This is a genomic window from Streptomyces sp. NPDC030862, assembly GCF_055571835.1.
The window spans coordinates 1-20,536 of sequence record NZ_JBVIEN010000001.1 but is presented as its reverse complement, the minus strand read 5'-3'; the positions used below and the strand labels follow the sequence as shown (position 1 = coordinate 20,536).

The following is a 20,536-nucleotide window of genomic DNA, read 5'->3' as shown; positions in this document are numbered from 1 at the left end:
TCCAGGCGCCGCTCGGGCGTTGCGCCGCGCGCGAGTTCCTGGCGCAGGGCAAGAGCCCGGAGCAGGCGCGGTGGTCGACACCGTGCTGGGCCGGCCCATTGAGCACAACCAGTCGGCCGAGACCGGCAAGGCCAAGGAGTGCATCCCCTGGCTGGCCTTTGACCTGGTCTTCCGGCTCCCGTCGACGGCGCACATCGCGTGGGCCCTGATGACGACCGGCGCCGCCGGGTGCTGGAGGTGTGCGACGACGTCGCCTGCGACAAGACCCTGGCGTGGCTGGAGGAGTCGGTCGCACAGATCCGCTCGAAGGCCGGCGGCAAGCGCCGCGACCGGGTCAAGGACGGGCTGATCGTCGCGGTCTTTGGGCACTACGAGTCCAGGGCCACGGTATCGAGGCCGCTGCTCCACGCGCACGCGCACGCGGTCGTGTCGGTCCGCGCCCGGCGGCCGCACGACGGGAGGTGGGGCGACTTGTCGGCGGACTCGCTGATGGCCCACATCGTCGCGGCCGACACCCTGTACACCCTCCTGTTCATGGAGGAGGTGACGGCGCGGCTCGGGTGGGTGTGGGGGCCGCGCGAGGTGACGCCCGGCCGCCGGCCCGTGATGGGCATCGGCCGGGATCGACCGGCGGCTGATCGGCTGGCAGTCGACCCGCCGCCAGCGGATCGAGGACGCGCTGCCCGTCCTGACCGCCCGGTACGAGGAGCGGCAGGGGCATGCGCCGGGGGAGCGGGCCGCCTACGCGCTGGCCTGCCAGGCCGCCGACCAGACGCGCTCGCCGAAGCGCACGGAGCTGTGGTCGCTGACCGAGCTGCGCAAGCGGTGGCGCACCTCGGCGATCCGGGCGTTCGGCGCCTGCACCGTCTACCGGCTCGCCGAGCGGGCGTGGGCGGCGGCCGCGGCGGTGTGGGCGCGGGTGCGGCCGGTGGTCGACCTCGCGCTGGCGGCCGTCGATGTCGTCGCCGTGGTGTACGTGATGCGCGGCGCCTTCGCGCGCCGCCACCTGCTCGGCGAAGCCCGCCGCCACCTCTTCTACGTCCTGCGCGGCTGGCCCCACCAGGCGGGCCTGGACGAGAGAATCGTGCAGGCGGTCGTCGACGACTACACCCGCCCGGCCGGCCGGCGGAGGATGACCGCCGACCTGTGCGCCCTCTATCCGCGCGATACCGAGGACCAGGCCGTGTTGCGCCTGCTGACCCGCAAGCGGACCGCGACTCCGTACGAGCGGGCCCGCCTCGCCGCCGACGCGCTCAGGGCACGGGCCCAGGCCGTGGGTCGCACGGGCCGACCGGCCGGCCGCCCGGAGCAGACGACCGACGTCGACACGGTGAATCAGACCCGCCGGATGCTCGCTGAAGCCGCCCTCGCCAGAGTCCTGGAAGGCGCCCGGGAGCGTGCCCTCCTCGCCCGCGGCTCTCGACCGCAGCCTGCGGCGGCCCCGCTGCCGCACACCCAGCAGCCCGGCACCCAGCACACGCCGGGCCGAAGCACAGGGGGAGTCAGGTGAGGACCCCGCGACCCCAGGAAGCCGAGCGTCGCCTCGCCGCCGGGCAGTCGCGCCGGCCTCGCTCCCGGCAGAGCTGGATCGGGAACGCGGCAGCGCGCCGCGATGCCCGCGCCCTGTCCCGCGTGCGGCACTCCACCCCCTGGCTGTAGTGACGATGCTGGGCACCGCCCACCGGGTGGGCTCCACTTCGGTGCGCCGGGTGACGATGGACGCCACCGTGGTGCGCGCACTACCGGTGCGCCACCGCACCCGGTGCGCCGCACCGCCGACCGCCCCCTCCATCGGGTGCGGCCGGAGGCGCACGCCCCCTTGTCCGGCTCCGCTACACCCCCTTGTCCAGGTCTGCTACCGCGACGCTTTCCCTTGACATCGCCGGTTTCGGCTTGCGATCAGGTCGCGGTCAAGGGGGTGTGTGATAGAGGAACCCGCCCGGCCGCGGGCGCGCGGTGATGCCGGGGAGCCACACCGCCGGCGTCCGGCGGTGCGGTTCGATGGTGCGGTGGAACGCACCACGGTGGTGCGGTGGTGCGGTGGTGCGCCTGGGATGCGCGCCGGCCACACCACCGCCGTCCTGGAGGCGCGGCTACGCGGTGGTCCGGTGCACCGGGTGCGCTTCCATCGCCTGCTTCATCCCGCGGCCTCTGGCGCAGGACGTGGGCGACGTCGGCGTGCGTCTCGGTGAGGATGTTCTCGCTGAATTGGACGATGGTGTCGGCGACACCCGGCGCATTGGCCAGGCACACGCCGTGGCCCAGCATCTCCAGCAGGAGCCGCCCGAGCGCCGCCGCCGGGAAGGAGTGCGCGCCCGGCTCCCCGTCGCAGTCGTCCCGGTGGTGACCGGGATGAAAGACGCGTGCGGCGACGTCCAGGAGCAGCCGGTGAAGCTCCGGTCCCGTGTTGTCGGCGACCGCGCCGGCGGTGTCGATGTCCCCGGCCTGCCACGCTCGGATGTAGGCGAAGGCGTCGGCGATGTCCGATGTCCTCCGGCTCCATCGGGGCGAGCGGCGCGGTGACGGTGTTCTCGGGCATGACAGCTCCTCAACGGCCGGGCCGCCCCGCTGATCGCGGCGACCTCGAAGCCACCCTCGATCTACGGCCCTGTGGACAGAGTCCGGCCGCCGGAGGGGGGAGAACTCTCCCCTCTCCGGGTTGGTCCTGTGACACTGAAACTGGACCGCTTGCCACGACCGCTTGCCACCGAAGTCGGACCGCTGCCTACCGACAGCGGAACTGCTGCCGGTACGCATTCCGAGGGTGGATATGGGCGTTAGGGCCGAAGGTGCTTGAGGGTGAACTGCGGTAGGGCGTAGGGGCCGGCCTGGGGCGCGGCCGGGTCGGCCGGGGAGTCCGCCGCGGGAATGCCTGCGGCATGGAGTTCGGCGTCGTCGACGGGAGCGTAGGCCAGTTCCGCCGGGTCGGGCAGTGCCCAGAAACGGCGGGTGTTGTTGGAAACCGCGTATGCCGTGGTGAAGCGGAGGGAGGACGGTGCGACCAGAGCGGCCCGCAGATAGCCGACAGCGTCGCGCGGGCTCAGCCAGGTCGCCAGGTGCCGGGGCTCAGTGGGCAGATGTTCGAAGCTGCCGATGCGCAGGCAGACGACGGACAGGCCGAACTTGTCGGCATACAGCTGTCCCAGCGCTTCGACGGCGGCTTTGCTCACCCCGTAGAGGCCGTCGGGCCGTACCGGCTCCAGGGGACTCGTGAGGTGCCCGGCGGGGTAGAAGCCGGTGACACGATTGCTGCTGGCCAGCACCACCCGCTCGATTCCTGTGCGCCGCGCAGCCTCCAGGACGTGATGCGTGCCGAGCACATTGGTCTCGAGCAGATCCGGGAGGGGCGCCTCGTCGGGCACGCCGCCCAGGTGCAGCACCCGGTCGGCTCCCGCAAGGGCCGACTCCACAGCGGCGACGTCCCGCAGGTCCACGGTGTGCACGTCCTCGTTCTCGGCCTCTGGGCGGAGCGGCACGCGGTCGAGCAGGATCAACCGCTCCGCCTCGCCCCGCAGCGCCTTCCGCGCCACGGAACCGATGGTGCCCGCCGCTCCCGTTACTGCCACCGTTCCCAGACTCACCGCGTCTCCCCTGATTTCGACAACCCGGGCATCTTCGCTCCCGTTGATCCACTCAGCAAGGCGATAGGGAACCCACGGAACGCCGGGAACCTCTTGAGGGAGAGACGGGGTCTCAGGGAGCGCCATCAACGATCCAACTTCGATGTCGCGAACGGTTCAGTCGTCCAACTTCGATGGCAGACGGTCCAGGTGCGATGCCGGAGGACAGAGTTGATCACGATGCGGTCACGACGGAGGGGTTTTCCGAGGCCGGCGTCACACGAGAGCCGAAAACCGAACCTGTGGAAGGTGAATGGCGGGATAGGCCCGCCTCACCTTCCAGGAGCGCCCTGTGGCGAGCACCGCAGACGAGCCCGAGCAGCCCCTTGACCGGACCGGAGAGGCCCCCTCCGTGGACCCCTCCATCACCCCCTCCGCGCACCGTCACCGTGGGCCGGACGTTTTTGCAGGTCAGCCCTGGCGGACAGGGGGGCGCCGCAGGTCCGACAACCCTCATGCCTCAAGGCGACCTACTCACAGGAAGAACTCGACAGAGCCCAGGCGGAGGGAACTGCTGCAAGCGCTGGGGATCTTCCAGAGGGCAACGCCCGACCAGTTGTGGAAGCTGACCCGTCCGGACAACCAGCACGACAAGCTCACTCGGGACACCCTCCTGGACCTGGGGACCACCACCTGGTGAGGATCGAGTTGGTACGGGAGGACCAGCGGCAGGTGTGGGTGCGCACCGCCCGAGGACACCGTGAGGCGAAGAAGCTGCTGGAGCCGAAAGGCATACGCATCTCGGCGCTGCGCGAGGAGAAGTGCGACCCGGACACCGGCCAGGTGCTCGGCACCAGCTACGACGACCACTCCGCAGCGGTCACCACGACGGCCGCCGAACTCCACCGTGCCGGGATCGGTCACCGGCTCGGCTTCGCCACCGAGATTCCGCACCGGCTTGGCGACGGGTACGTGCAGCGGGCGGACCTGGTGGTGCGGGCACCGGCGGCCGGGGTGCCGGTGCTGCTGCTGGAGATCGACCGCCGCAGCGAGGACGCGCACGACCTGGTCGCCAAGCTGCTCCGGTACTGGGAGTGGGGCCGGCTGCTGCCGAAGGACGCCGAAGCACACCGTGGACCTGGTCCGCTCCCGGCCGGACGCGATCGAGCACGTCGGCCACGACAAGCGGCTGTGGCGCCGGGTCTACCCGCCCACCGGCCGGGAGGGCCTGGTGCCACTCGCGTTCGTGTTCGCGGACACCACCGAGGCGAAGGTCGCCAACACGGTCGCCGTGCTGGAGGAAGCCGGCCGCCGCTACTGGGCGCCGCACCGGTACGAGACCTATCACCGGGGGATCACCGCGCGGGACTACGGCCAGGCGGTGCCCGTCGTCGTCACCACTCTGGACAAGCTCCAGGAGCACGGCGCCGATGCGGCGGTGTGGCGGCGCCTGGGACGGACCGGGGAGCAGACGCTGACGGACGCGCTCGACAACCCCGACGCTGACGCCCTCTACCGCGTCCAGGCCGCCCGCGCAGACGCGGAGGACGAGCGGCGCCGTGCCGCTGAGCGGGCGGCGCGGCGGCCGGTGTGCGAGCGGTGCGGGGAGAAGTTCACCGACCAGCGTTGGGCGCAGACCACCACACCCGGGCAAGCCGTGCGCGACCCTGGGCAAGCCTCCCTCCAACGGGGGCTTGCCCAGGCCGCGCCCGCGGCACTGGGCTGGAGACCGCGCGCCAAGACCCGGCCGCGGCGAAGGAGGAGCCGGTGAACAGCTTCAAGGCGGGCCAGACGGTCGTACGGCGCGACGTGCACCGGACGGGCCGGGTGTGGAGCGAGCACGCGCTGCGCGTCGTCGCCGACACCAGCGAGGCCCTGGTGGCCGCCTGCCCGCCGGGAGCGGAGACCCGCTGGCCGGCCCTGTATGTCAAGGCCCGCGACGATGGAGACCGGTCGGTGCGCACGGAGGCGTCCGCCGGTGGAGGTGCCCAACGTCCCGGTCGACGACGCGGCGCTGGCCGGTCCGCCGACCTCGCGGACGAAGAGTTGACCCCGAGCCGCCTGGCGGTCTCGCGCCCTGCCCGGATCCTCCTGGGCGGGGCGCGGCCATGCGGGTCAGCGATTCGACGGTTCCGCCGGAACCGTTGGAGCCGGGAGTGTCGAGCGGTCGGCCTCCCCGGCCGACAGCCGGGTCAGCCCCGCCGGGTGCTGCATCGTCGGGCCGCCGCCGTAACGCACCTCGACCCCCCAGCCGGCCTCCGGGAACGCGGCGCGGAAGCACTGCTCGACCACCTCGCGGTGAGCGCTGCTGCGGTCGGCCACCCGGACCACGCAGCCGTGACCGGTGTACGCGATCACCATGTCCGTGGGAGGCACCCTGACGCCGAGGTCCTGAACGGTGCAGAGGGCCTGCGCGAGCGGGTCGGCGGAATCCCGGATCAGCCTGGCAGTCGTCATGGGGCCAGTCTCTCGGGCCTGGCGCCGGCCGCCGGGCAGTCGCGCCGGCCTCGCTCCCGGCAGAGCTGGATCGGGAACGTGGCAGCGCGCCGCGATGCCCGCGCCCTGTCCCGCGTGCGGCACTCCACCCCCTGGCTGTAGTGACGATGCTGGGCACCGCCCACCGGGTGGGCTCCACTCGGTGGGCTCCACTTCGGTGCGCCGGGTGACGATGGACGCCACCGTGGTGCGCGCACCGCTCCGGTGCGCCACCGCACCCGGTGTGCCGCACCGCCCGGCGATGTCCGGTACTCGCACGCGCCGGTGCGCCGCACCCGATGTCCCGCACCGCTGCGGCGGGCGCGAACGGCGGTGTGCCCGGGCCCGCACCGGGTACCAGCGCGTCATGAGGCAGTCGGCCGAGGACGTTCACACCATGGTCCGGGAGGACACCACGGTCCGCGAGGACATCGACACCGCGCGGGACGAGGCGGCACTCGGCCTGTCGGAGGCGCGCCACGGCGTCGTGGCGCTGGCGGCCGGCGGGGCGTGCGGGCTGCTGGCCCTGCTGTCGGCCCACTCGACGCTGCTGCGCGGACTGGAACGGGTCTGGGCGCCCGAGAAGGTCACGGGCGCGCTCACCGTCGTCTACGCGTCGGGCGCCTCCGTCCTGGTCCACTACGGCTCCAAGCGCATGCGCGTGGCCCGCGCCGCCTCCCGTGAGGTACTGCACTCTTCGGTGGACGTGGTCCGCCACGTAGTCGACGAGCTTAAGGACGCCTGACACCGGACCCCGCCCCGCGGGTCCTTCACGGGTCCCGGCCGCCGGACCCCGCCGTGGGCCCATGGCCTGGGGACCGGCGGTCGGGCGCTGCTCCGCCGGGCTCATCGCCGAGAGCCGGCCCAGGAGCTGTCCGGCCGATCATGCCGTTGAGTAAGGTGCTGCTGCTCGTGAAGGGTGGGTGCAGTTGCCGATGACCCGCGAGACGGCAATCACGCTGGTGCAGAAGGTCATGGATGTTGAGTACGACGAGGACGAGATGGCAGGGGTCCTGGACGAGCTCGACAGAGCTCTGGCCTGCCCGACTGGCTATGTTTCCGATCTGATCTTCTGGCCCAAGGACGGGCAGGAGTCAACCGCTGCGGAGGTGGTTGACCGGGCCCTGGGATACAAGCCGTTCGCTATGTGACGCACCCTCAGGTTCGTACCGCGCCCCGCCGGGCGCCCCCGCCCCCCCCGTTCGGCGGGCCGTAACGATGGCACCCGACCGGCCGGACACGGCCGTGCTGTCGCCGTCCGCACCGTGTGCGCGGCGAGGATCGGCGGATGGGCGTCCTCCTTCCCACCCTCTTCGCGCTGTGCGCGGCGACCGCCAACGCGGTCGCCACCGTCCTGCAGCGCCGTGCCACGCTGACCGTCCCCCAGACGCAAGGCTTCCGCCCGGGCATGCTGATCGACCTGCTCCGCAAGCCCCTCTGGCTGGCCGGCATCCTGGCCGTGATCGTCGCCGGCGTGGGCCAGGCCGCCGCCCTGGCGACCGGCCCACTCGCCCTCGTACAGCCGCTGTTCATCCTGGAGCTGCCGCTCGCCCTGCTGTTCGGGTCCCTGGCGGACCGTCAGCGGCTGCCGCCGCGCCAGTGGGCGGCCGTGGCCGCCGTGGTCACCGGGCTCGTCGTCGCCATGCTCGCCGCCTCGCCCGAGGGCAACCGCACCCACGTGCCCCTGGACCGGTGGGTGATCACCCTGGCGGTGTGCGCCGCTGTCGTCCTCCTGCTGACGGCCACCGCGCTGCGCAGACCCCCGGGCATGGCCCGCGCCGGATGCCTCGGTGCGGCCACCGCGGTCTGCTACGCGCTGACCGCCTCCCTGATGAAGACGTCCATGCACATCCTTGACGACGAGGGCGTCACCGCCTTCTTCACCACCTGGCACACCTACGCCTTCGCCGTGTGCGGGATCTGCGCACTGCTGCTGCTGGAACACGCTCTTCAGGGCGGGCCGCTGGTGGCGTCGCAGCCGGCCCTCACCCTCGGCGACGCGACCGTCAGCCTGGCGCTGGGCGTGCTGCTCTACGAGGAGCACCTGCGCGGCCATTGGTGGCTGGTGCCGCAGGTGCTCGGTGGCGGCCTGGTGGTGGTCGGCGTGTTCGCCCTGGCACGGGCCGAGAGCGCTCGCGAGTGACGGGGCCGGCCGGGCCGATCAGCCGTCTTCGTCCAGCGCCGCCAGCAGGGCCCGGGCCTCGGTGTGCGCCCGCTCCACGTCGACGTCGTCGCAGATGACCTCCAGGCCGAGGGCCGTCATGTGCGGGGTTCCGGGGAAGTCGACGTACGACTGGTAGGCGAAGTAGGCGCGCATCCCGTCGTCGGGATCGCGCCCGACGCTCAGCGTCGCGAAGCGCTCCTCCTCGGCCGGCCCCGAGACCAGCGTGCGCGTGCTGCTGTCGATCAGGTGGAGCTCGCGCTCGTAGCGGACGGGTGCCGTCGGCAGATCCAGCACCGCGCGGGCGAACTCCCGCGCGTGTGCCGCGTCGTCGAAGGCCAGCAGTTCACTGAAGACGGGCAGCCCGGCGAGGAGCAGCCAGCGCCGGGGCCCGTCCCCCTCCGGCGGCTCGTATGCGACCGACAGCACCGACGGCCCCTGCTCCGCCGGCCGGTGTGGCCACCCGGTCGTGTGCGGCCACGTGTACGTGAAGACCTGCTCGAACCACATGCCCCGCCCTCCCCCCCCGAAGCGGCCCGTACGAGCCATTCGTCGTGAAGCCTAGGCGGCCGCACCGACATTCGTCTCGGAACGGTGCTCCTGCGATGTGAAGGGGTCCCTGCCGTCGCGTCAGCCCCGCCGCCCCGGGTACGCGCGGAGCGTGACACGACAACACCACCACACGAACGACGACATGGATCGGAGGCACTGGTGAATCACCTCGTGACCGCTTCGCAAGACGCTTCGGCCGCACCCGCCTGGCTGCACGTGACGGTGATGGCCGTGGCCGTGCTGATCCTCTTCTACAACCTCGCCCGGCGCAGCAACTGAGCGGCGCACAGTACTGCCCCGCACGACAAAGGACCGGCGCGGCAACGGCCAGCGCCGCCACCCACCAGCGCCGCGACCGACCGGCTTGCGACCCGTCGGCGCCGCGACCGGCGCCCGCCGTCCTACGGGGCGTGCGCAGCCAGCCGGCCCGCCCTCCTCCTGGCGCAGCGCCTCACGGGCCGCGCCCAGCGCCGCCGCCCGGTCGTGCGGCACCACACCGCTCCGGGTGCGCCGGTCGAGCAGGTCGCCCTCGTCGAGGGCGCCCTCGTGGCGTACCGCCCAGACGAGTTCCGCCCCCCGGCCCGCGTGGCACCGCCACCTTCGACCTGGTCGTCCGGCCCGCCGACATCTACTCGCTGGATGAGGGCGCCCCCGACACGGTCGTCACCTGCACCAGCGCCGGCCCCTGCATCACCGACGGGCTGCTGCACGGCATCCAGCCCGGCGACCTGCTGCGCGTCGCCGGCATCCTGGTCCAGCCGTCGGCGCCCGGCGGCCGTGAAGTTCCGGTGAACCCTCGTCCCACGGGATCGCGCTTTTCCGAAGGTCAGGGTCGGTGTTCGCTGCCGGGATGCTGAGTGTTGCGAAGGTGCAGAGGCGAAATGCGTGGCGCTACTACGTGCCGGGGGGGCGCCTTCGGGGACGGTCGCCGTCCGGTCGGCCAGTCGTTGAAGGGCGCCCTGGAGGAGGCTGGGCTTCCGCCCGGGGTGTGGATGGGGCGCGGCCTGGCCGCGCTCGGACTCACCGCCGGGCAGACGGCGACCGAGCAACAGATGGAGCTGGTCTTCGGGCAGCTCCGGCACCCGGACGCCGACCGGATCGAGCGCGAGCGCATGGACGACAGCGTGGGCCCGGAGACGGCCCGGCTGGCGACCGTCCTGGGCCAGCCGATCGAAGAGACCGAGCGACGCAAGGCGACCCCCTTGCTCGCCCTGGACTTCACCTTCCGGGCGCAGGCGTCCCTGCCCTCATGGCATCGGGGCACATCGTGATCCGCATCCGCGAGCGCCCGCTGCCCACCGTCACCCCCAACGACATCGTCTGCACGCCGGAACAGCCGGCCGATGCGATCGCCGAGCAGGTGTACGGCAAGCTTATAGACCTGACGCACACGGCTGCCTGCGAACCCTCCGGTGGTCCGGAGCCCATAGAAGGGATGCAGCTGCAGCTCTTCTCCGACAGCGTCCCTGCGTCCGAGACCGCGCCCAAGGAAGTGCGGAGCGAGGCTCAGCGCATCGCCCTTCAGGCGTTGACGACGGAGGCGCTCCCTCAAATCCACGCCATGTCCGTCAACCACGACTTGGCCTTGGGCAAGCACAGAGAATTCTCCCGGATCCGCCCATTCCTCGAAGGACGCCGGCCCGTGCTCGTGGGGATAGCCGCTGTCATGATGGGCGTCGAGGAGGTGCACGTCCTGCCACGCGGTGACCTCCGGATCGAGCAGGGCGTAGTGGCGAGGGGTGAGCCTGCCGGGTCCCAACTACTCGAATTAAAAGGAGGCTAAGGGTGGCATGTGATGTGGAGCAGGCCGTACGGGAAATCCCCGGGGTAGAGGAGTTTCCTGGCCTCTCTCACGCGTGGCGCTGGTCGCCCATGTCCCGGTTCGTGTTCTCGCTGGCGATGAACGCGGAGGGGACGCGCGTCCATCAGGTGAACGCCCGAGACTCCTTCGACGAGGATCTGGCCCGGTCGGTGCTCACGTTCGCGCGTGAGCACCGTGCCGGGCTCGGGGAGGACCCCCGGCCCTTCGAGGTCGTTCCCGGGTTCTCCCACCCGGGGTACGACTTCGACGCCCTGGTGGCGATCCAGCCCGACATCCACGGCTACTACGTGGGTCGGGACGAGGAGCTCAACGAGGTCGTGGTCGGGGTCTTCCCGGCGTACGTCCGCGAGTTCTCCGGGAACGAGACCCCGGAGGAGGCGTTCTTCCGCTTCAAGCGGATGCTGAACGCGGCGGACATGACCCGTGGGGCCATGCCGTTCCTCCGGATGAAGTTCGACAACACGCGCACCGGCGGAGGAAGCGAAGGCGACCTCCGTGGTTTCACCACCCCCGACGTGCTGCTCCGGGAGCTGGAGCTCCTGGAGGGCGCGCCCGGCAGCTTCGTGGAGTACGAGAACCGCCACGGGCGGGTCCGGCGGATCGAGTGGAACGGCTCGTGGACCGTCGACGGCGAGGCCCGGGAGCACGCGCCGGCCCCCGCCGAGGTCTTGGAGACCCTGAACTGAACCCGGTCGCGTGCTGCTGAGAACGAGGGCCGTCCATCCGGAACACCGGGTGGACGGCCCTCGTGCCGTTTCGGTGAACCGGATCGTCGGCGACGAGAGCCTCGTCGAGTACACCGACGAGGGCGCTCTGGTGCCCGTGAACATCGGTGGCGACGGCGCTTACGGGTTCACGGTGCGCGGTGTCCCGGAACCCGGCCGGGCACGCGTGAGCGGCTCGCAAGAAAGCCCGCGCCCCGGGCCGCCTTTCCGGGCAGCCCGGGGCGCGGGCGGGAGCAGCACCCCGGAGGGCTTACGCCGGTACGGGCGCCGGCTCCGGGCGCAGCGCCGCGCGCGGAGAGCGCCGGCCCTTCTCCACCGCGCGCAGCTGCTCCCAGTCGACCTCGGGGTGGGCGGGGACGACCGCGTCGACGGACGCCATGGTGTAGAAGCGCGACGTCGACGGCCCCGGCCCGGCTGGTACCGAAGCGGACCTCGATCGACTGCGGGGAGCGGACCCATCCGAGCCGGACCATGTGGTCGAAGTCGGCACGTCGCACCCGGAGCCGGGCGGCGGCCTGCTCGGGCCCGAGCGGAGTGTCGGCGGCCACCAGGTCCGCCAGGTCCTCACGGGGCAGACCTCCTCGACCTGGCCGGGGTGGTGCAGCGTCCCTGTCCGGGTTCGCGCTCAGGTCGACCAGCAGGCCGCGGTCGACGAACCGGCGCACCACGAACGCCGTCACGTTGGCCTTCTCGCTGATCACGTCGGGGTGCCGAGCGCGTCGGCGATCCGGTCGGCCGCCGCGCCGCCGGAGATCGGCGGGGAGGGCATCGCGGCCCGGACGGCGTCGGCGTCCAGCGCCTCCACAGCGGCCCGGGACCACCGGGACGACGACACGTCGGGGGCGGAGGTGAGGCCGGTGTGGCGGGCCCACCGGAAGGCGGCTGCGGGCACCTTCAGGCGCTTGGCGGCCTGGCCCGCGTCGTACTCGGTTCGTCGCATGAGATCACCTCTCGCTCGTTCGCCTCGAAACGGCGGAATAGAACATGACAGAACACATGAAAAGCGTCAGCAACCGCTGAAAATGGGCTAGTTAGACCCGCACGGCTAGAACCGCGCACGCGTACGCGAGGGGAAAATCACCCGTCCGGAAGCCACGGCGAACCCGGTCGAACTCAGCGCCCGTGCCGCTGTCAGTTCGCTGGCGACCAGCGGGGGGCGTCGGCGGGGGAGAGGTCGGGGCGCGCCCGGTGCCAGCGTGCCGCCAGCGGCCGGAGGCGTCGCGGGCGACGTCGACGCCGACTTCCACCACCAGCTCGGGCTCCACCAGCGTGACGCCAGCGTCTGGTTGCTGCCCACCCGGTGGAGAACGACCAGCCCGTCCACGGATGCCCGCGCCGGGCGCGGTGGAGTATCCCCGCGACCGTCGTACCGGCCGTCTTGGCGAGGGTGGTGCTGCGGCCGACGTACTGAAGGCGCCCTCCGGGTCGTACCGGCCCAGCAGCAGCGTCCGGGGCCCGGCCACAGGACCCGAGACCGCGCCGACCACCGCCCGGTCGTCTCGCGCGTCTTGTACTTCTGCCAGCCCCTCACCGACGGACGGTACGGATCGTCCAGCCGCTTGAAGACCACGCCCTCCATCCCGACCGACGCCCACGTCAGCCACTCCCGCACCGTGTCCGCCTCGGTGGTCGACGGGTACAGCGCCCGCCGCGCCGACAGCCGCCGTGGGCCGAACAGGGACTCCAGCGCCGCCCTGCGCCGCCGGTACGGCCACGTGGTCGTGTCCGTTCCCGACAGCCGCAGCAGATCGAACGCGACGAAGTGCGCCGGCCACCCGCGCCGGCCCGTGCCGCGCCGGCCGCGGCCGCGCGCGCCGGGGTCGCCACGCTCTGCCCGCAGCGAACCCGGATCCGCCGCGCCGCTCAGCTCCCCCCGCGCTCCGCCGCATACCATCGACCGTAGGGCCTCCCCGCTCCGCCTCCCCGCTCCGCCTCGCCGTTGTCCCGCGCCTGCCGTACGCCTGCCGCTCCATACGGAGCCGCGCCGCCGCGCCCGTCGTACGGTCGCCGCTCCGCTGCCCGCCGCCGCGAGTGCCGACGTCCGCTCCGCGCCGCTCGCGGTGTTGTCCCACACCTTCTAAGTCGCCGTGCGCTCGGGCCGGTGGCCGCTCCGCCCCGCCACCTCCACAGCGCACGCCGCGCCGACGCCTCGTTCCCACGCTGCTTCCCGCCGAGCGTTTCGCGCTGCCGTCGCCGTGCGGGTCCGACCGTTCGCCGCTCCGCGGCGCCGCCGAACTGCTGCGCTGCGCCATACCGCTCCGCGCCGGGTTATCGCGCCGCCGGCGGCCCCGCTGCCATCGTGTGTCGTCCAGGCGCCGTTCGGGCGTTGCTCCGCCGCCGTACGGCCGGGCCGCTCCGTACCGGTGCCGAGCTGGTGCACGTCGTACGGCTGCGGCCGCGCGTGCCGGGGCCGCGGTCTGTCTGCCCCCGCAGTCCACCCGCAGCGCCTGGGGCCGGCCTTGTACCAGTCCGCCGCCGGGCCGCCGTACCGCGCCTGTCGTGCGTTCGCCGCCTTCTCCGGGACTGCTTGCCCGCCCTGCCCGCCGCCGCAGCGGCCGGGAGCTGTACGCGCGCCGTTGCGTACGGGGGCTACGGCGCCGTCCCGTCGCGCGCTCCGTGCCGCGGTCGCCGTAGGGTCGCAGCGTCCACCGCGCTCACGCCGCCAGCCGTACGGCCGCGCGTACGGGCGCTGCTTCGTCCGCCCCCGACGCCCCGGGCGGTGCGCAGGCCCGTACGTACACGCTGCCGGGCACGATGGCGGCGGACGGCAACCCGGTCCGGACGGTTAGCACCCTGCTGGCGAGGACTGTCATCAAGCACACCCTTCCCACCGGCCGCCGGGAGAGGTTCGAGCTGACCGATGCGGTGTTGTCCGACGGCACGTATGTGGCTGAGCCCCTCAGCCGGTACCGCTGACGCAGGAGGGGACCGGCCGGTGCGGGGTGGGCGCTGCACGACGACCTGACCTCGAACGAACGGGCCGGCCCCCCGGGGGGAAGACCGGCCCGCAGCCGTAGGCGGGTGGTCACCCGCCCGGGATGGCGTCGCTTCGGGCAACTACTAGAGTGCGGCGTTACAAGCGGTCACGGCGAGGACAAATCCGCCCCAGCTGACATTGCCCTGGCGACGCACGCTCGAGGGTCCTCATACTCGTCCCGGTGGTGGCGTACTGACGCCAGCCGCCTCTCCGCTGCCCTGGCCAGAGGTATCCCCGTGGCGCACGTCAAAGCGTCCGCTGCGGAAAGGAGAGCATCACCATGTGGCCGAAGGCGGCACGGCGAACCCGAAGGCGGGCGGCGGCCTGCTCGGGCCCGAGCGGAGTGTCGGCGGCGACCAGGTCCGCCAGGTCCTCACGGGGCAGACCTGGTCGACCTGGCCGGGGTGGTGCAGCGTCCCTGTCCGGGTTCGCGCTCAGGTCGACCAGCAGGCTGCGGTCGACGAACCGCCGGGCCGCGAAGGCCGTCACGTTCGCCTTTCGGTGACCACTGCGCCGAGTTGCGGCTGTTTCCGCGAAGCTCGTCGTCGGGTCGGGTGCGCTGAGGCGCTTGGGTACAGTGCCTGGGTGCTGACTGCCTGGTCGGCGCCTTCCTGGGGGGATGAGCGAGACGAGGGTTATGCCGGAGCAAGCGAGTCCTCCTGCGATAGCACCGAGCGGGCCTGTGGCCGCGTCGGCCGAGGCGGCACGGTTGGCGGCGGTGCGCCGTTACGACATTCTCGACACCCCTCCGGACGGCGCCTACGACCGGGTCGCGGCGCTGGCGGCGCGTCTGTTCGAGGTTCCGGTGGCGACGGTGACGATCGTGGACGAGGACCGGATCTGGTTCAAGGCCACGCACGGGCTGGAAGGCGTCACCGAGATCGGCCGGGATCCGGGGCTGTGCGCCTCGGCGGTCCTGACGGATGACACCACTGTCATCCCCGACACCCTGCTGGACCCCGTCGCCTGTTCCAACCCGCTGGTCGCCGGTCCGATGGGGGTGCGGTTCTACGCCGCCGCTCCGATCATCACCGCCGACGGGTACCGGCTGGGCACGGTCAACGTCCTCGATACCCGCCCCCGCGAGATCAGCGAGGCGGATTCGGCCACGCTCGCGGACCTGGCGGCGGTGGTGCGTGACCAGCTGGAGCTGCGGCTGTCGGCGTTGCGCGTGGTACGCGCCGAGCAGGAGCGCCGCAAGGTCGAGCAGGACAAGCGCCAGGCGGAGGAAGAGGCCCGGCAGCGGGCGGAGCGGGACAAGGCGGCCATCGCCGCGTTCGCCTCCACCCTGCAGCGCACCCTGGTGCCTCCCGCGTTGCCCGCGGTACCCGGGCTGGAACTGGCCTGCCACTACAAGACCGCCTCCCCGCAGGAAGTGGGCGGCGACTTCTACGACGTCTTCCCCGTCGACGGGGGCCGGTGGGCGTTCTTCCTGGGCGACGTGTGCGGCAAGGGCGCCGAAGCAGCCTCGGTCACCTCACTGACCCGCTACACGCTGCGGGCCGCAGCCCTCGTCGACGCGGACCCCACGGCCGCACTCAAGGCCTTGAACACGGCGCTGCTGCTGGACGCGGCGGTCGGTACCCGCTTCTGCACTGCCATCTTCGGCCTGCTCGATCCGGACCGGGACGGCGGTTTCACAGTCACGCTGGCCACCGGCGGCCATCCGCCCGCCTACCACCTGAGCCCCACCGAGGAAGGCGGTGTACGGGTGGAAGCGGTCCGCGCCAAGGGCGGCATGCTGGTCGGCGCGATCGCCGAAGCCACCTTCGCCTCACGCACCCTGCACCTGGCGCCCGGCCAGGGCCTGCTGCTCTACACCGACGGGCTGACCGAGGCCCGCACCGCCGATGGCCACATGCTCGCCGACACGGGCCTGATGGACTTCCTCGCCCGCCGACCGGCGCCGGTCAGTGCCGGCTCCCTGATCGACGACACCGTCGCGCTCCTGGACACCCTCCCCGACACCGAACGCGACGACGTGGCGCTGCTGGCCCTGTCCGTCCCCCCACCCGATGCCGCTCCCGCAGGTATCACCACCACCGCCCACAGCGCCGCCCCGACCGCCGACGCCTCCGTCGGGCAGGAGAACCGACGCCCATGACCGACGCACTCCACATCGACGTCCCGCACACCGACGGCACCCTGGCCGTGCTCGCACTGTCCGGTGAATTCGACATCACCACCGCACCCGCCGTGCGGGCCCGCGCCCTCGAGCTCATCACGAACGGCCACCCCCATTTGGTCGCCGACCTGGCGGGCGTCACCTTCTGCGACTCCTCAGGGCTGGGCGCCCTCGTCGGCATCTGGCGCTGCGCCAAGGAAGCCGACGGCTCGCTGACCCTGTCGGCCATCCCCGACCGGCTGAGCCGCCTGCTCAGCGTCACCGGGATGGACACCTTCCTGCCCGCCTACCCCAGCGCCGACGCCGCGCTTGCCGCACGCCAGGGCAACCGCACCACCGCCTGAAACCTCTCGCTCCCCAGGGCGGCTCCAACAGCTGGCTAGCACATGGCCAAGCGCGCGCCGCGACCAACGTACTGGTCGCGACGCGCGCTCATCCGCTCCGCCAGGCGCTACACGTCGGGCCGCGGCGTACAGCACACCGGATGCTGCCTTTCCCCGCCGGGTTAGTGGGATGCCCATTCCATGCCCAGCTCCCGCAGCGCGCCCAGCTGCTCCGCCGTGAGTTTGTCGCGACGGCTCTTGGTGTTCGAGACCCACACCCCCAGCTTCACGACCACCGGCTCCTCCTCCCCGTCGACTGCGATCTCCTCGCTGTGGCCGCGCGGCACCGGCCGGCCCGCGCCTTCCCGCTCCACCCACTGCGCGAGCGCGGTCAGACCCCGCTGGAACGCCTGCTGCGCCTTGCTCGGGCCCTTCGCCGCGCGCCTGGCTGCCGGGGCGGGAGACGGCGCCTCAAGCGGCTTGATGCCCAGCGTGGACAACCGCTCCTGCTGCTCGGGCATGAGCCGCGCCCAGACGGCCGGCTGCTTCTGCTGCTGGAGCCATGTGCCGATGTCGTCGCCGTCCATGAGCACGCCGGGCTGGATGTCGGGCAGGCTGCCGTCGGCTTCGCCCAGGTCGGCGAGGTGGCGGTAGTGGCGTTGCCAGTCCAGCGGCCACGGGCAGTCCCAGTCCGGGTCGATCGCGGCCAGCTGCGCCGCACGCTGCTCCGCCCGCTTCGGATCCTTGCCCAGGCCGTTCTTCGCCCCCTTGCGCCGGAGGTTCGCCATGTGCTGCCCCACGGGCACCATGGCCTCGCCCTCGCCCCAGACCGCGTCCTGCCGGGGTGCGAGGTGGCCGGTGGCGCGCCGGTAGGACCGGAGCGCGGCAAGCTTGGCTTCCCAGGCTTCCTCGCCGGGCTCCCAGACCATCCCGGCCTCGGGCGCGTCGAGCAGTTCCTTGCGGTGGGGGTCAAGTTCGCCGGCGCGCAGTGTCTTGCGCTGCTGGTGCACCCATCGCCCAAGCGGAAACGCCTTCGTCGCCCCGACCTCGACCTCGGTGTCGTACGGGACGGCGTGCAGGCCGGTGATCTCGTTTTCCTTCCGCCAGCGCAGCAGGGCCTGGTAGCCCTCCAGCCACGCCAGCGACTCCGGCCGGTACACGCGCGTACGCAGGAAGGCCGCGATGGTCGCGGCGTCCCGGGGCGTGGAGAAGTGGAGCAGAGCGGACTCGGCAGCGGCGTCGGTGTCGTCCTGGTCCTCGCTGCCGCCCTCACCGCCGGCCCCGATGATCCGCCCGTCCGCATCGCGTCGGACGTGGACCTTGCGCTTGCCGCTCGTGAGGGCACGAGAGGCGAGCTGCTCGACCAGGCGCTCATCGTGCGAGCGCAGGCCCTGGAGTACGGCTACGAGGGGGCGGAAGCTGGCGCTGGCGACCATGTCGGTCGGGTCCTCGCCGGGCTGGAGAAAGACCGGCACGATGATCCTGGCCACCTTGGTGGAGCCGTCGCGGTTCAACCTGAGCGCCCGGCCGATGTTCTGCACGATCTCTACCTGCGATCCGCGGGTGTCGGCGAAGCAGATCGCCTCCACCCCGCGCTCGCCGGTGATGTCCACGCCCTCCCCGAGCACGCGAACGCTCGCCAGGAACGCCCGGTGCACGCGCCGGTTGTTCGCGTCGATGCCGTTCGCGAACTGGCGCAGCACCTCGCGCCGCTCGGAGACGAGGTGGTCGCCGCACAGCCACGCCGCCCACACCCGGTCCGGGGGCACGTGGCGGCCGGCCTCCAGCTCGTAGAACTCCGCGTCGATCGACGACTTCGGCAGGGCCTCGGCCTTCGCCAGATCCTCGTCGGAGACGTCGTTGACGTACAGCTCGGCCGCCGTCTCCGGCAGCTTCTCAGCGAAGGCGGCCGCCTCCTCCACCCGCTGGTGGAACGTCATCACGGTGCGCAGGTTCCACCTTGCGGCGTGCTCCAGCAGCGCCGTCTGCAGCAGCGCCATGCGCCGGCCCCGCAGCGCCTCGTCAGACTCCCCGAAGATGGGGGAGGAGTCGCGGATCTCCAGCACGTCGATCTCGAACCCCGCGAGGATGCCCCGCTCGATCGCCTCCGAAAGCCCCAGCTCGGCCAGCCACGGCCCGTACGTCTCGGAGTCCTGGCCCATCGACGCCAGCATCAGCTCCTGGCCGTCAGCGCCCTTCTGCGGCCGGGGCGCGGCCAGGATGCGCGGGGTCGCGGTCAGGTACAGGCGGAAGTCGGCCGGGATCCGGGTGTTGTCGTGGATCGCCGCCCACGGCCGACCAAGATCACCAGCGGTTCCATGTGCCTCGTCCAGGATGGCGAGGTCGAAGCCCGCCATCCGCTGCCCGTAGAGCCGCTCTCTGCCCGCCAGAGCGGCCTCCAGCGGCCCGCGAACCTTCCGCTGACCCGTCGGGTCCTCGCGGTCCACCAGGGAGGCGTACGTGGCGAACACGACGACCGGCCCGGACCCGGCCCACAGCGCGAGCTGGATCGGGTTGGTAGTGGTGCGCACCCTCAGCGAGCCCAGCAGCGCGTCGTTTTCCAGGGAGCACACCGCGACCATCGGGGCCCGGTGACCTACCAGGCGCCACGCCTGGGCGGTCTGCACGAGCAGGTCCAGGGTCGGCACGGTCACGAGGATCCGCCCGTCCCGGAAGCACTCCAGCGCGCACGCCGCCGCCATGATCGTCTTGCCCGACCCGGTCGCTGACACGATCGTGGCCCGCGCCCCCTGCGGGGGCACAGATGACCTTGCAGGAAATCCCACCCACTTGCGGAAAGCCGCCTTCTGGTCGACCTGGTGTTCCTTGAGCTGAAGACCCGGCATTTAGATATCCTCCCCTAACTTGTTTCCTGACCGCGACCACGACCCGCTCGGCGAGCTGCGCCAGGACCTGGCCGGGCATGAGCCCGGCCCGATCGGCCGCCTCCCGGATCAGCCGGCTGGGCGCCGCCGACAGTCACAAATCCGCCCGCACCTCATCCGCCTCCTCCCGCCGCCGCGCTTCGAAGGCGGCCCGGGCTGCGAAAGCACCGTCACGCCGCTCTCTGCGCCCCTGAGCCCACTTGGAGCCTTGGGTGTCCTGCTCCGGCTCGTACGCGCCCCAACCGGTCTGAGCCATCAGGCCTCTGACACGCTGCCACTCCACATGCTTTGCCGCCCAGGGGGCAGCCAGCCGTTCCGGGTCCGTCCCGAACTCGGAGAAGGGACCGCCTCGCCTCAACTGCTCCGCTGTCTCATGCTCGCGGACAGCCGCCTCCGCAACCTTCTCCGCAATGGCGGTCATATCGAGGCCGTTTGCCTGGCGCCTAACCTGATCCCGCGCCACATCCTGAGCACTCCACATGATTTCCCTTTTCTATCACCGAGCCTTGGCCCGGTCAGGGTGGTTGGGGGGTGTCCCGTATTTCCGCCAACGGTACATGCTGCATCAAACTGATGCACGCGCTACACTGGAACCCGACACGAACGAGCGACCCCCACCCTCGTAGCCAGCCCGTCCCGCACCAGCGAGCCCAGGCGGTTCTGGAGGCGCAGCCGGAAGGACCGTTGAGGCGGGGGAGCGCAGCGGACCCGCCGGCCCGGGCTGAAGCGAAGCGTAAGCCCGGAATGCGGGCCGAAGGCCCCACAGCTCCGAGAGCGCAGCGAACGGAGCGTCACCCCCGGTGCGCAGCACCGGGGGCTGGCGGGACGCTGCGCTCCCGCCAGCGCTCCCGCGGAGCGGGAGCGCAACACCCCTGCGAAGCAGGGGTGTTCGCTTGCACAGCGCGCAGCGCTGTGGTACCCGCGCCGCGGG

At 72.1% G+C, this 20,536-nt stretch carries 21 protein-coding genes and 3 pseudogenes; 12 read left to right on the top strand and 12 right to left on the bottom strand.

What is annotated here, in order from left to right; all coding sequences use genetic code 11:
* Window positions 1-198 precede the first annotated feature (198 nt).
* Together ACZ42X_RS00120 and ACZ42X_RS00115 are read left to right on the top strand one after the other, a co-directional pair.
* Window positions 199-546: pseudogene (locus tag ACZ42X_RS00120) on the top strand (relaxase domain-containing protein); the annotation flags it as partial.
* A 76-nt stretch (window positions 547-622) separates the two neighbouring features.
* Window positions 623-781, top strand: a pseudogene (locus ACZ42X_RS00115) (MobF family relaxase); the annotation flags it as partial.
* On the opposite strand, the gene ACZ42X_RS00110 reads toward ACZ42X_RS00115, so the two are convergent.
* Entirely contained in the window at window positions 742-864 is a 123-nt protein-coding gene (locus ACZ42X_RS00110; protein ID WP_468284138.1) for a hypothetical protein, read from the bottom strand. The pseudogene ACZ42X_RS00115 and the gene ACZ42X_RS00110 sit on opposite strands and share 40 nt — an antisense overlap.
* 64 nt (window positions 865-928) lie before the next feature.
* On the opposite strand from ACZ42X_RS00110, the gene ACZ42X_RS00105 reads away from it, so the two are divergent.
* Entirely contained in the window at window positions 929-1,510 is a 582-nt protein-coding gene (locus tag ACZ42X_RS00105) for a hypothetical protein (protein WP_468284136.1), read from the top strand.
* A gap of 1,267 nt (window positions 1,511-2,777) precedes the next feature.
* On the opposite strand, the gene ACZ42X_RS00100 is transcribed toward ACZ42X_RS00105, so the two are convergent.
* Both ACZ42X_RS00100 and ACZ42X_RS00095 read right to left on the bottom strand, forming a co-directional pair.
* On the bottom strand, window positions 2,778-3,566 hold the full coding sequence (locus ACZ42X_RS00100) for an NAD-dependent epimerase/dehydratase family protein (protein WP_468282253.1): 789 nt from the start codon (window positions 3,564-3,566) through the stop codon (window positions 2,778-2,780).
* A gap of 528 nt (window positions 3,567-4,094) precedes the next feature.
* Complete coding sequence (locus ACZ42X_RS00095) at window positions 4,095-4,622, bottom strand: hypothetical protein (RefSeq protein WP_468282250.1); 528 nt, start codon at window positions 4,620-4,622, stop codon at window positions 4,095-4,097.
* Window positions 4,623-4,692: 70 nt separating this feature from the next.
* Here ACZ42X_RS00095 and ACZ42X_RS00090 point away from each other — a divergent pair, with 70 nt between their 5' ends.
* Window positions 4,693-5,331, top strand: coding sequence for a hypothetical protein (locus ACZ42X_RS00090; protein ID WP_468282247.1), 639 nt, complete (start codon window positions 4,693-4,695; stop codon window positions 5,329-5,331).
* Window positions 5,332-5,675: 344 nt separating this feature from the next.
* Here ACZ42X_RS00090 and ACZ42X_RS00085 read toward each other — a convergent pair whose 3' ends face one another.
* A complete protein-coding gene (locus ACZ42X_RS00085) occupies window positions 5,676-6,017 on the bottom strand; it encodes a hypothetical protein (RefSeq protein ID WP_468284134.1) in 342 nt (113 codons plus the stop codon).
* A 385-nt stretch (window positions 6,018-6,402) separates the two neighbouring features.
* Between ACZ42X_RS00085 and ACZ42X_RS00080 the strand changes: the two genes are divergently transcribed.
* From ACZ42X_RS00080 to ACZ42X_RS00070, 3 genes are all read left to right on the top strand, one after another.
* A complete protein-coding gene (locus tag ACZ42X_RS00080; protein ID WP_468282244.1) occupies window positions 6,403-6,780 on the top strand; it encodes a phage holin family protein in 378 nt (125 codons plus the stop codon).
* A gap of 190 nt (window positions 6,781-6,970) precedes the next feature.
* A complete protein-coding gene (locus ACZ42X_RS00075; RefSeq protein WP_468282241.1) occupies window positions 6,971-7,186 on the top strand; it encodes an e9imm peptide in 216 nt (71 codons plus the stop codon).
* 137 nt (window positions 7,187-7,323) lie between these two features.
* Complete coding sequence (locus ACZ42X_RS00070) at window positions 7,324-8,178, top strand: DMT family transporter (RefSeq protein WP_468282237.1); 855 nt, start codon at window positions 7,324-7,326, stop codon at window positions 8,176-8,178.
* An 18-nt stretch (window positions 8,179-8,196) separates the two neighbouring features.
* Here the strand turns inward: ACZ42X_RS00070 and ACZ42X_RS00065 are convergent, their stop codons facing one another.
* Both ACZ42X_RS00065 and ACZ42X_RS00060 read right to left on the bottom strand, forming a co-directional pair.
* Window positions 8,197-8,706, bottom strand: a complete 510-nt coding sequence (locus ACZ42X_RS00065; RefSeq protein ID WP_468282234.1) for a hypothetical protein — start codon at window positions 8,704-8,706, stop codon at window positions 8,197-8,199.
* 471 nt (window positions 8,707-9,177) lie between these two features.
* A pseudogene (locus ACZ42X_RS00060) lies at window positions 9,178-9,336 on the bottom strand (glycerol-3-phosphate dehydrogenase); the annotation flags it as partial.
* Window positions 9,337-9,629: 293 nt separating this feature from the next.
* Between ACZ42X_RS00060 and ACZ42X_RS00055 the strand changes: the two are divergent.
* The 3 genes from ACZ42X_RS00055 to ACZ42X_RS00045 all read left to right on the top strand — a co-directional run bounded on the left by ACZ42X_RS00055 (window position 9,630) and on the right by ACZ42X_RS00045 (window position 11,256).
* Window positions 9,630-10,019 (top strand): relaxase domain-containing protein, encoded by a 390-nt coding sequence (locus tag ACZ42X_RS00055; RefSeq protein ID WP_468282231.1) that lies wholly within the window; start codon window positions 9,630-9,632, stop codon window positions 10,017-10,019.
* A complete protein-coding gene (locus tag ACZ42X_RS00050) occupies window positions 10,016-10,531 on the top strand; it encodes a hypothetical protein (protein WP_468282228.1) in 516 nt (171 codons plus the stop codon). The genes ACZ42X_RS00055 and ACZ42X_RS00050 overlap by 4 nt, the downstream gene beginning before the upstream one ends.
* An 89-nt stretch (window positions 10,532-10,620) precedes the next feature.
* On the top strand, window positions 10,621-11,256 hold the full coding sequence (locus ACZ42X_RS00045; protein WP_468282225.1) for a hypothetical protein: 636 nt from the start codon (window positions 10,621-10,623) through the stop codon (window positions 11,254-11,256).
* Window positions 11,257-11,545: 289 nt separating this feature from the next.
* On the opposite strand, the gene ACZ42X_RS00040 is transcribed toward ACZ42X_RS00045, so the two are convergent.
* From ACZ42X_RS00040 to ACZ42X_RS00020, 5 genes are all read right to left on the bottom strand, one after another.
* Window positions 11,546-11,674, bottom strand: coding sequence for a hypothetical protein (locus ACZ42X_RS00040; RefSeq protein WP_468282222.1), 129 nt, complete (start codon window positions 11,672-11,674; stop codon window positions 11,546-11,548).
* A 318-nt stretch (window positions 11,675-11,992) separates the two neighbouring features.
* Window positions 11,993-12,235 carry a hypothetical protein gene (locus ACZ42X_RS00035; protein WP_468282219.1) on the bottom strand — a complete coding sequence of 81 codons (243 nt, stop codon included), beginning with the start codon at window positions 12,233-12,235 and terminating at the stop codon, window positions 11,993-11,995.
* 105 nt (window positions 12,236-12,340) lie between these two features.
* A complete protein-coding gene (locus tag ACZ42X_RS00030) occupies window positions 12,341-13,189 on the bottom strand; it encodes an ATP-dependent DNA ligase (protein WP_468282216.1) in 849 nt (282 codons plus the stop codon).
* Window positions 13,190-13,949: 760 nt separating this feature from the next.
* Window positions 13,950-14,108, bottom strand: a complete 159-nt coding sequence (locus tag ACZ42X_RS00025; RefSeq protein ID WP_468282213.1) for a hypothetical protein — start codon at window positions 14,106-14,108, stop codon at window positions 13,950-13,952.
* A 410-nt stretch (window positions 14,109-14,518) separates the two neighbouring features.
* A complete protein-coding gene (locus tag ACZ42X_RS00020) occupies window positions 14,519-14,761 on the bottom strand; it encodes a hypothetical protein (protein ID WP_468282210.1) in 243 nt (80 codons plus the stop codon).
* Window positions 14,762-14,990: 229 nt separating this feature from the next.
* Here ACZ42X_RS00020 and ACZ42X_RS00015 point away from each other — a divergent pair, with 229 nt between their 5' ends.
* Window positions 14,991-16,376 carry a PP2C family protein-serine/threonine phosphatase gene (locus ACZ42X_RS00015; RefSeq protein WP_468282207.1) on the top strand — a complete coding sequence of 462 codons (1,386 nt, stop codon included), beginning with the start codon at window positions 14,991-14,993 and terminating at the stop codon, window positions 16,374-16,376.
* Window positions 16,373-16,741, top strand: a complete 369-nt coding sequence (locus ACZ42X_RS00010; protein ID WP_468282204.1) for an STAS domain-containing protein — start codon at window positions 16,373-16,375, stop codon at window positions 16,739-16,741. The genes ACZ42X_RS00015 and ACZ42X_RS00010 overlap by 4 nt, the downstream gene beginning before the upstream one ends.
* 161 nt (window positions 16,742-16,902) lie before the next feature.
* On the opposite strand, the gene ACZ42X_RS00005 is transcribed toward ACZ42X_RS00010, so the two are convergent.
* Window positions 16,903-19,566, bottom strand: coding sequence for a helicase associated domain-containing protein (locus ACZ42X_RS00005; protein ID WP_468282201.1), 2,664 nt, complete (start codon window positions 19,564-19,566; stop codon window positions 16,903-16,905).
* Window positions 19,567-20,536 lie beyond the last annotated feature (970 nt).

Bases quoted from the DNA above. Each gene is read 5' to 3' on its own strand.
- ACZ42X_RS00085 (WP_468284134.1), bottom strand. From the start codon at position 6,017: ATGACGACTGCCAGGCTGATCCGGGATTCCGCCGACCCGCTCGCGCAG.
- ACZ42X_RS00080 (WP_468282244.1), top strand. From the start codon at position 6,403: ATGAGGCAGTCGGCCGAGGACGTTCACACCATGGTCCGGGAGGACACC.
- ACZ42X_RS00075 (WP_468282241.1), top strand. From the start codon at position 6,971: ATGACCCGCGAGACGGCAATCACGCTGGTGCAGAAGGTCATGGATGTT.
- ACZ42X_RS00070 (WP_468282237.1), top strand. From the start codon at position 7,324: ATGGGCGTCCTCCTTCCCACCCTCTTCGCGCTGTGCGCGGCGACCGCC.
- ACZ42X_RS00065 (WP_468282234.1), bottom strand. From the start codon at position 8,706: ATGTGGTTCGAGCAGGTCTTCACGTACACGTGGCCGCACACGACCGGG.
- ACZ42X_RS00055 (WP_468282231.1), top strand. From the start codon at position 9,630: ATGCGTGGCGCTACTACGTGCCGGGGGGGCGCCTTCGGGGACGGTCGC.
- ACZ42X_RS00045 (WP_468282225.1), top strand. From the start codon at position 10,621: ATGTCCCGGTTCGTGTTCTCGCTGGCGATGAACGCGGAGGGGACGCGC.
- ACZ42X_RS00040 (WP_468282222.1), bottom strand. From the start codon at position 11,674: ATGGCGTCCGTCGACGCGGTCGTCCCCGCCCACCCCGAGGTCGACTGG.
- ACZ42X_RS00035 (WP_468282219.1), bottom strand. From the start codon at position 12,235: ATGCGACGAACCGAGTACGACGCGGGCCAGGCCGCCAAGCGCCTGAAG.
- ACZ42X_RS00030 (WP_468282216.1), bottom strand. From the start codon at position 13,189: ATGGTATGCGGCGGAGCGCGGGGGGAGCTGAGCGGCGCGGCGGATCCG.
- ACZ42X_RS00025 (WP_468282213.1), bottom strand. From the start codon at position 14,108: ATGACAGTCCTCGCCAGCAGGGTGCTAACCGTCCGGACCGGGTTGCCG.
- ACZ42X_RS00010 (WP_468282204.1), top strand. From the start codon at position 16,373: ATGACCGACGCACTCCACATCGACGTCCCGCACACCGACGGCACCCTG.
- ACZ42X_RS00005 (WP_468282201.1), bottom strand. From the start codon at position 19,566: ATGCCGGGTCTTCAGCTCAAGGAACACCAGGTCGACCAGAAGGCGGCT.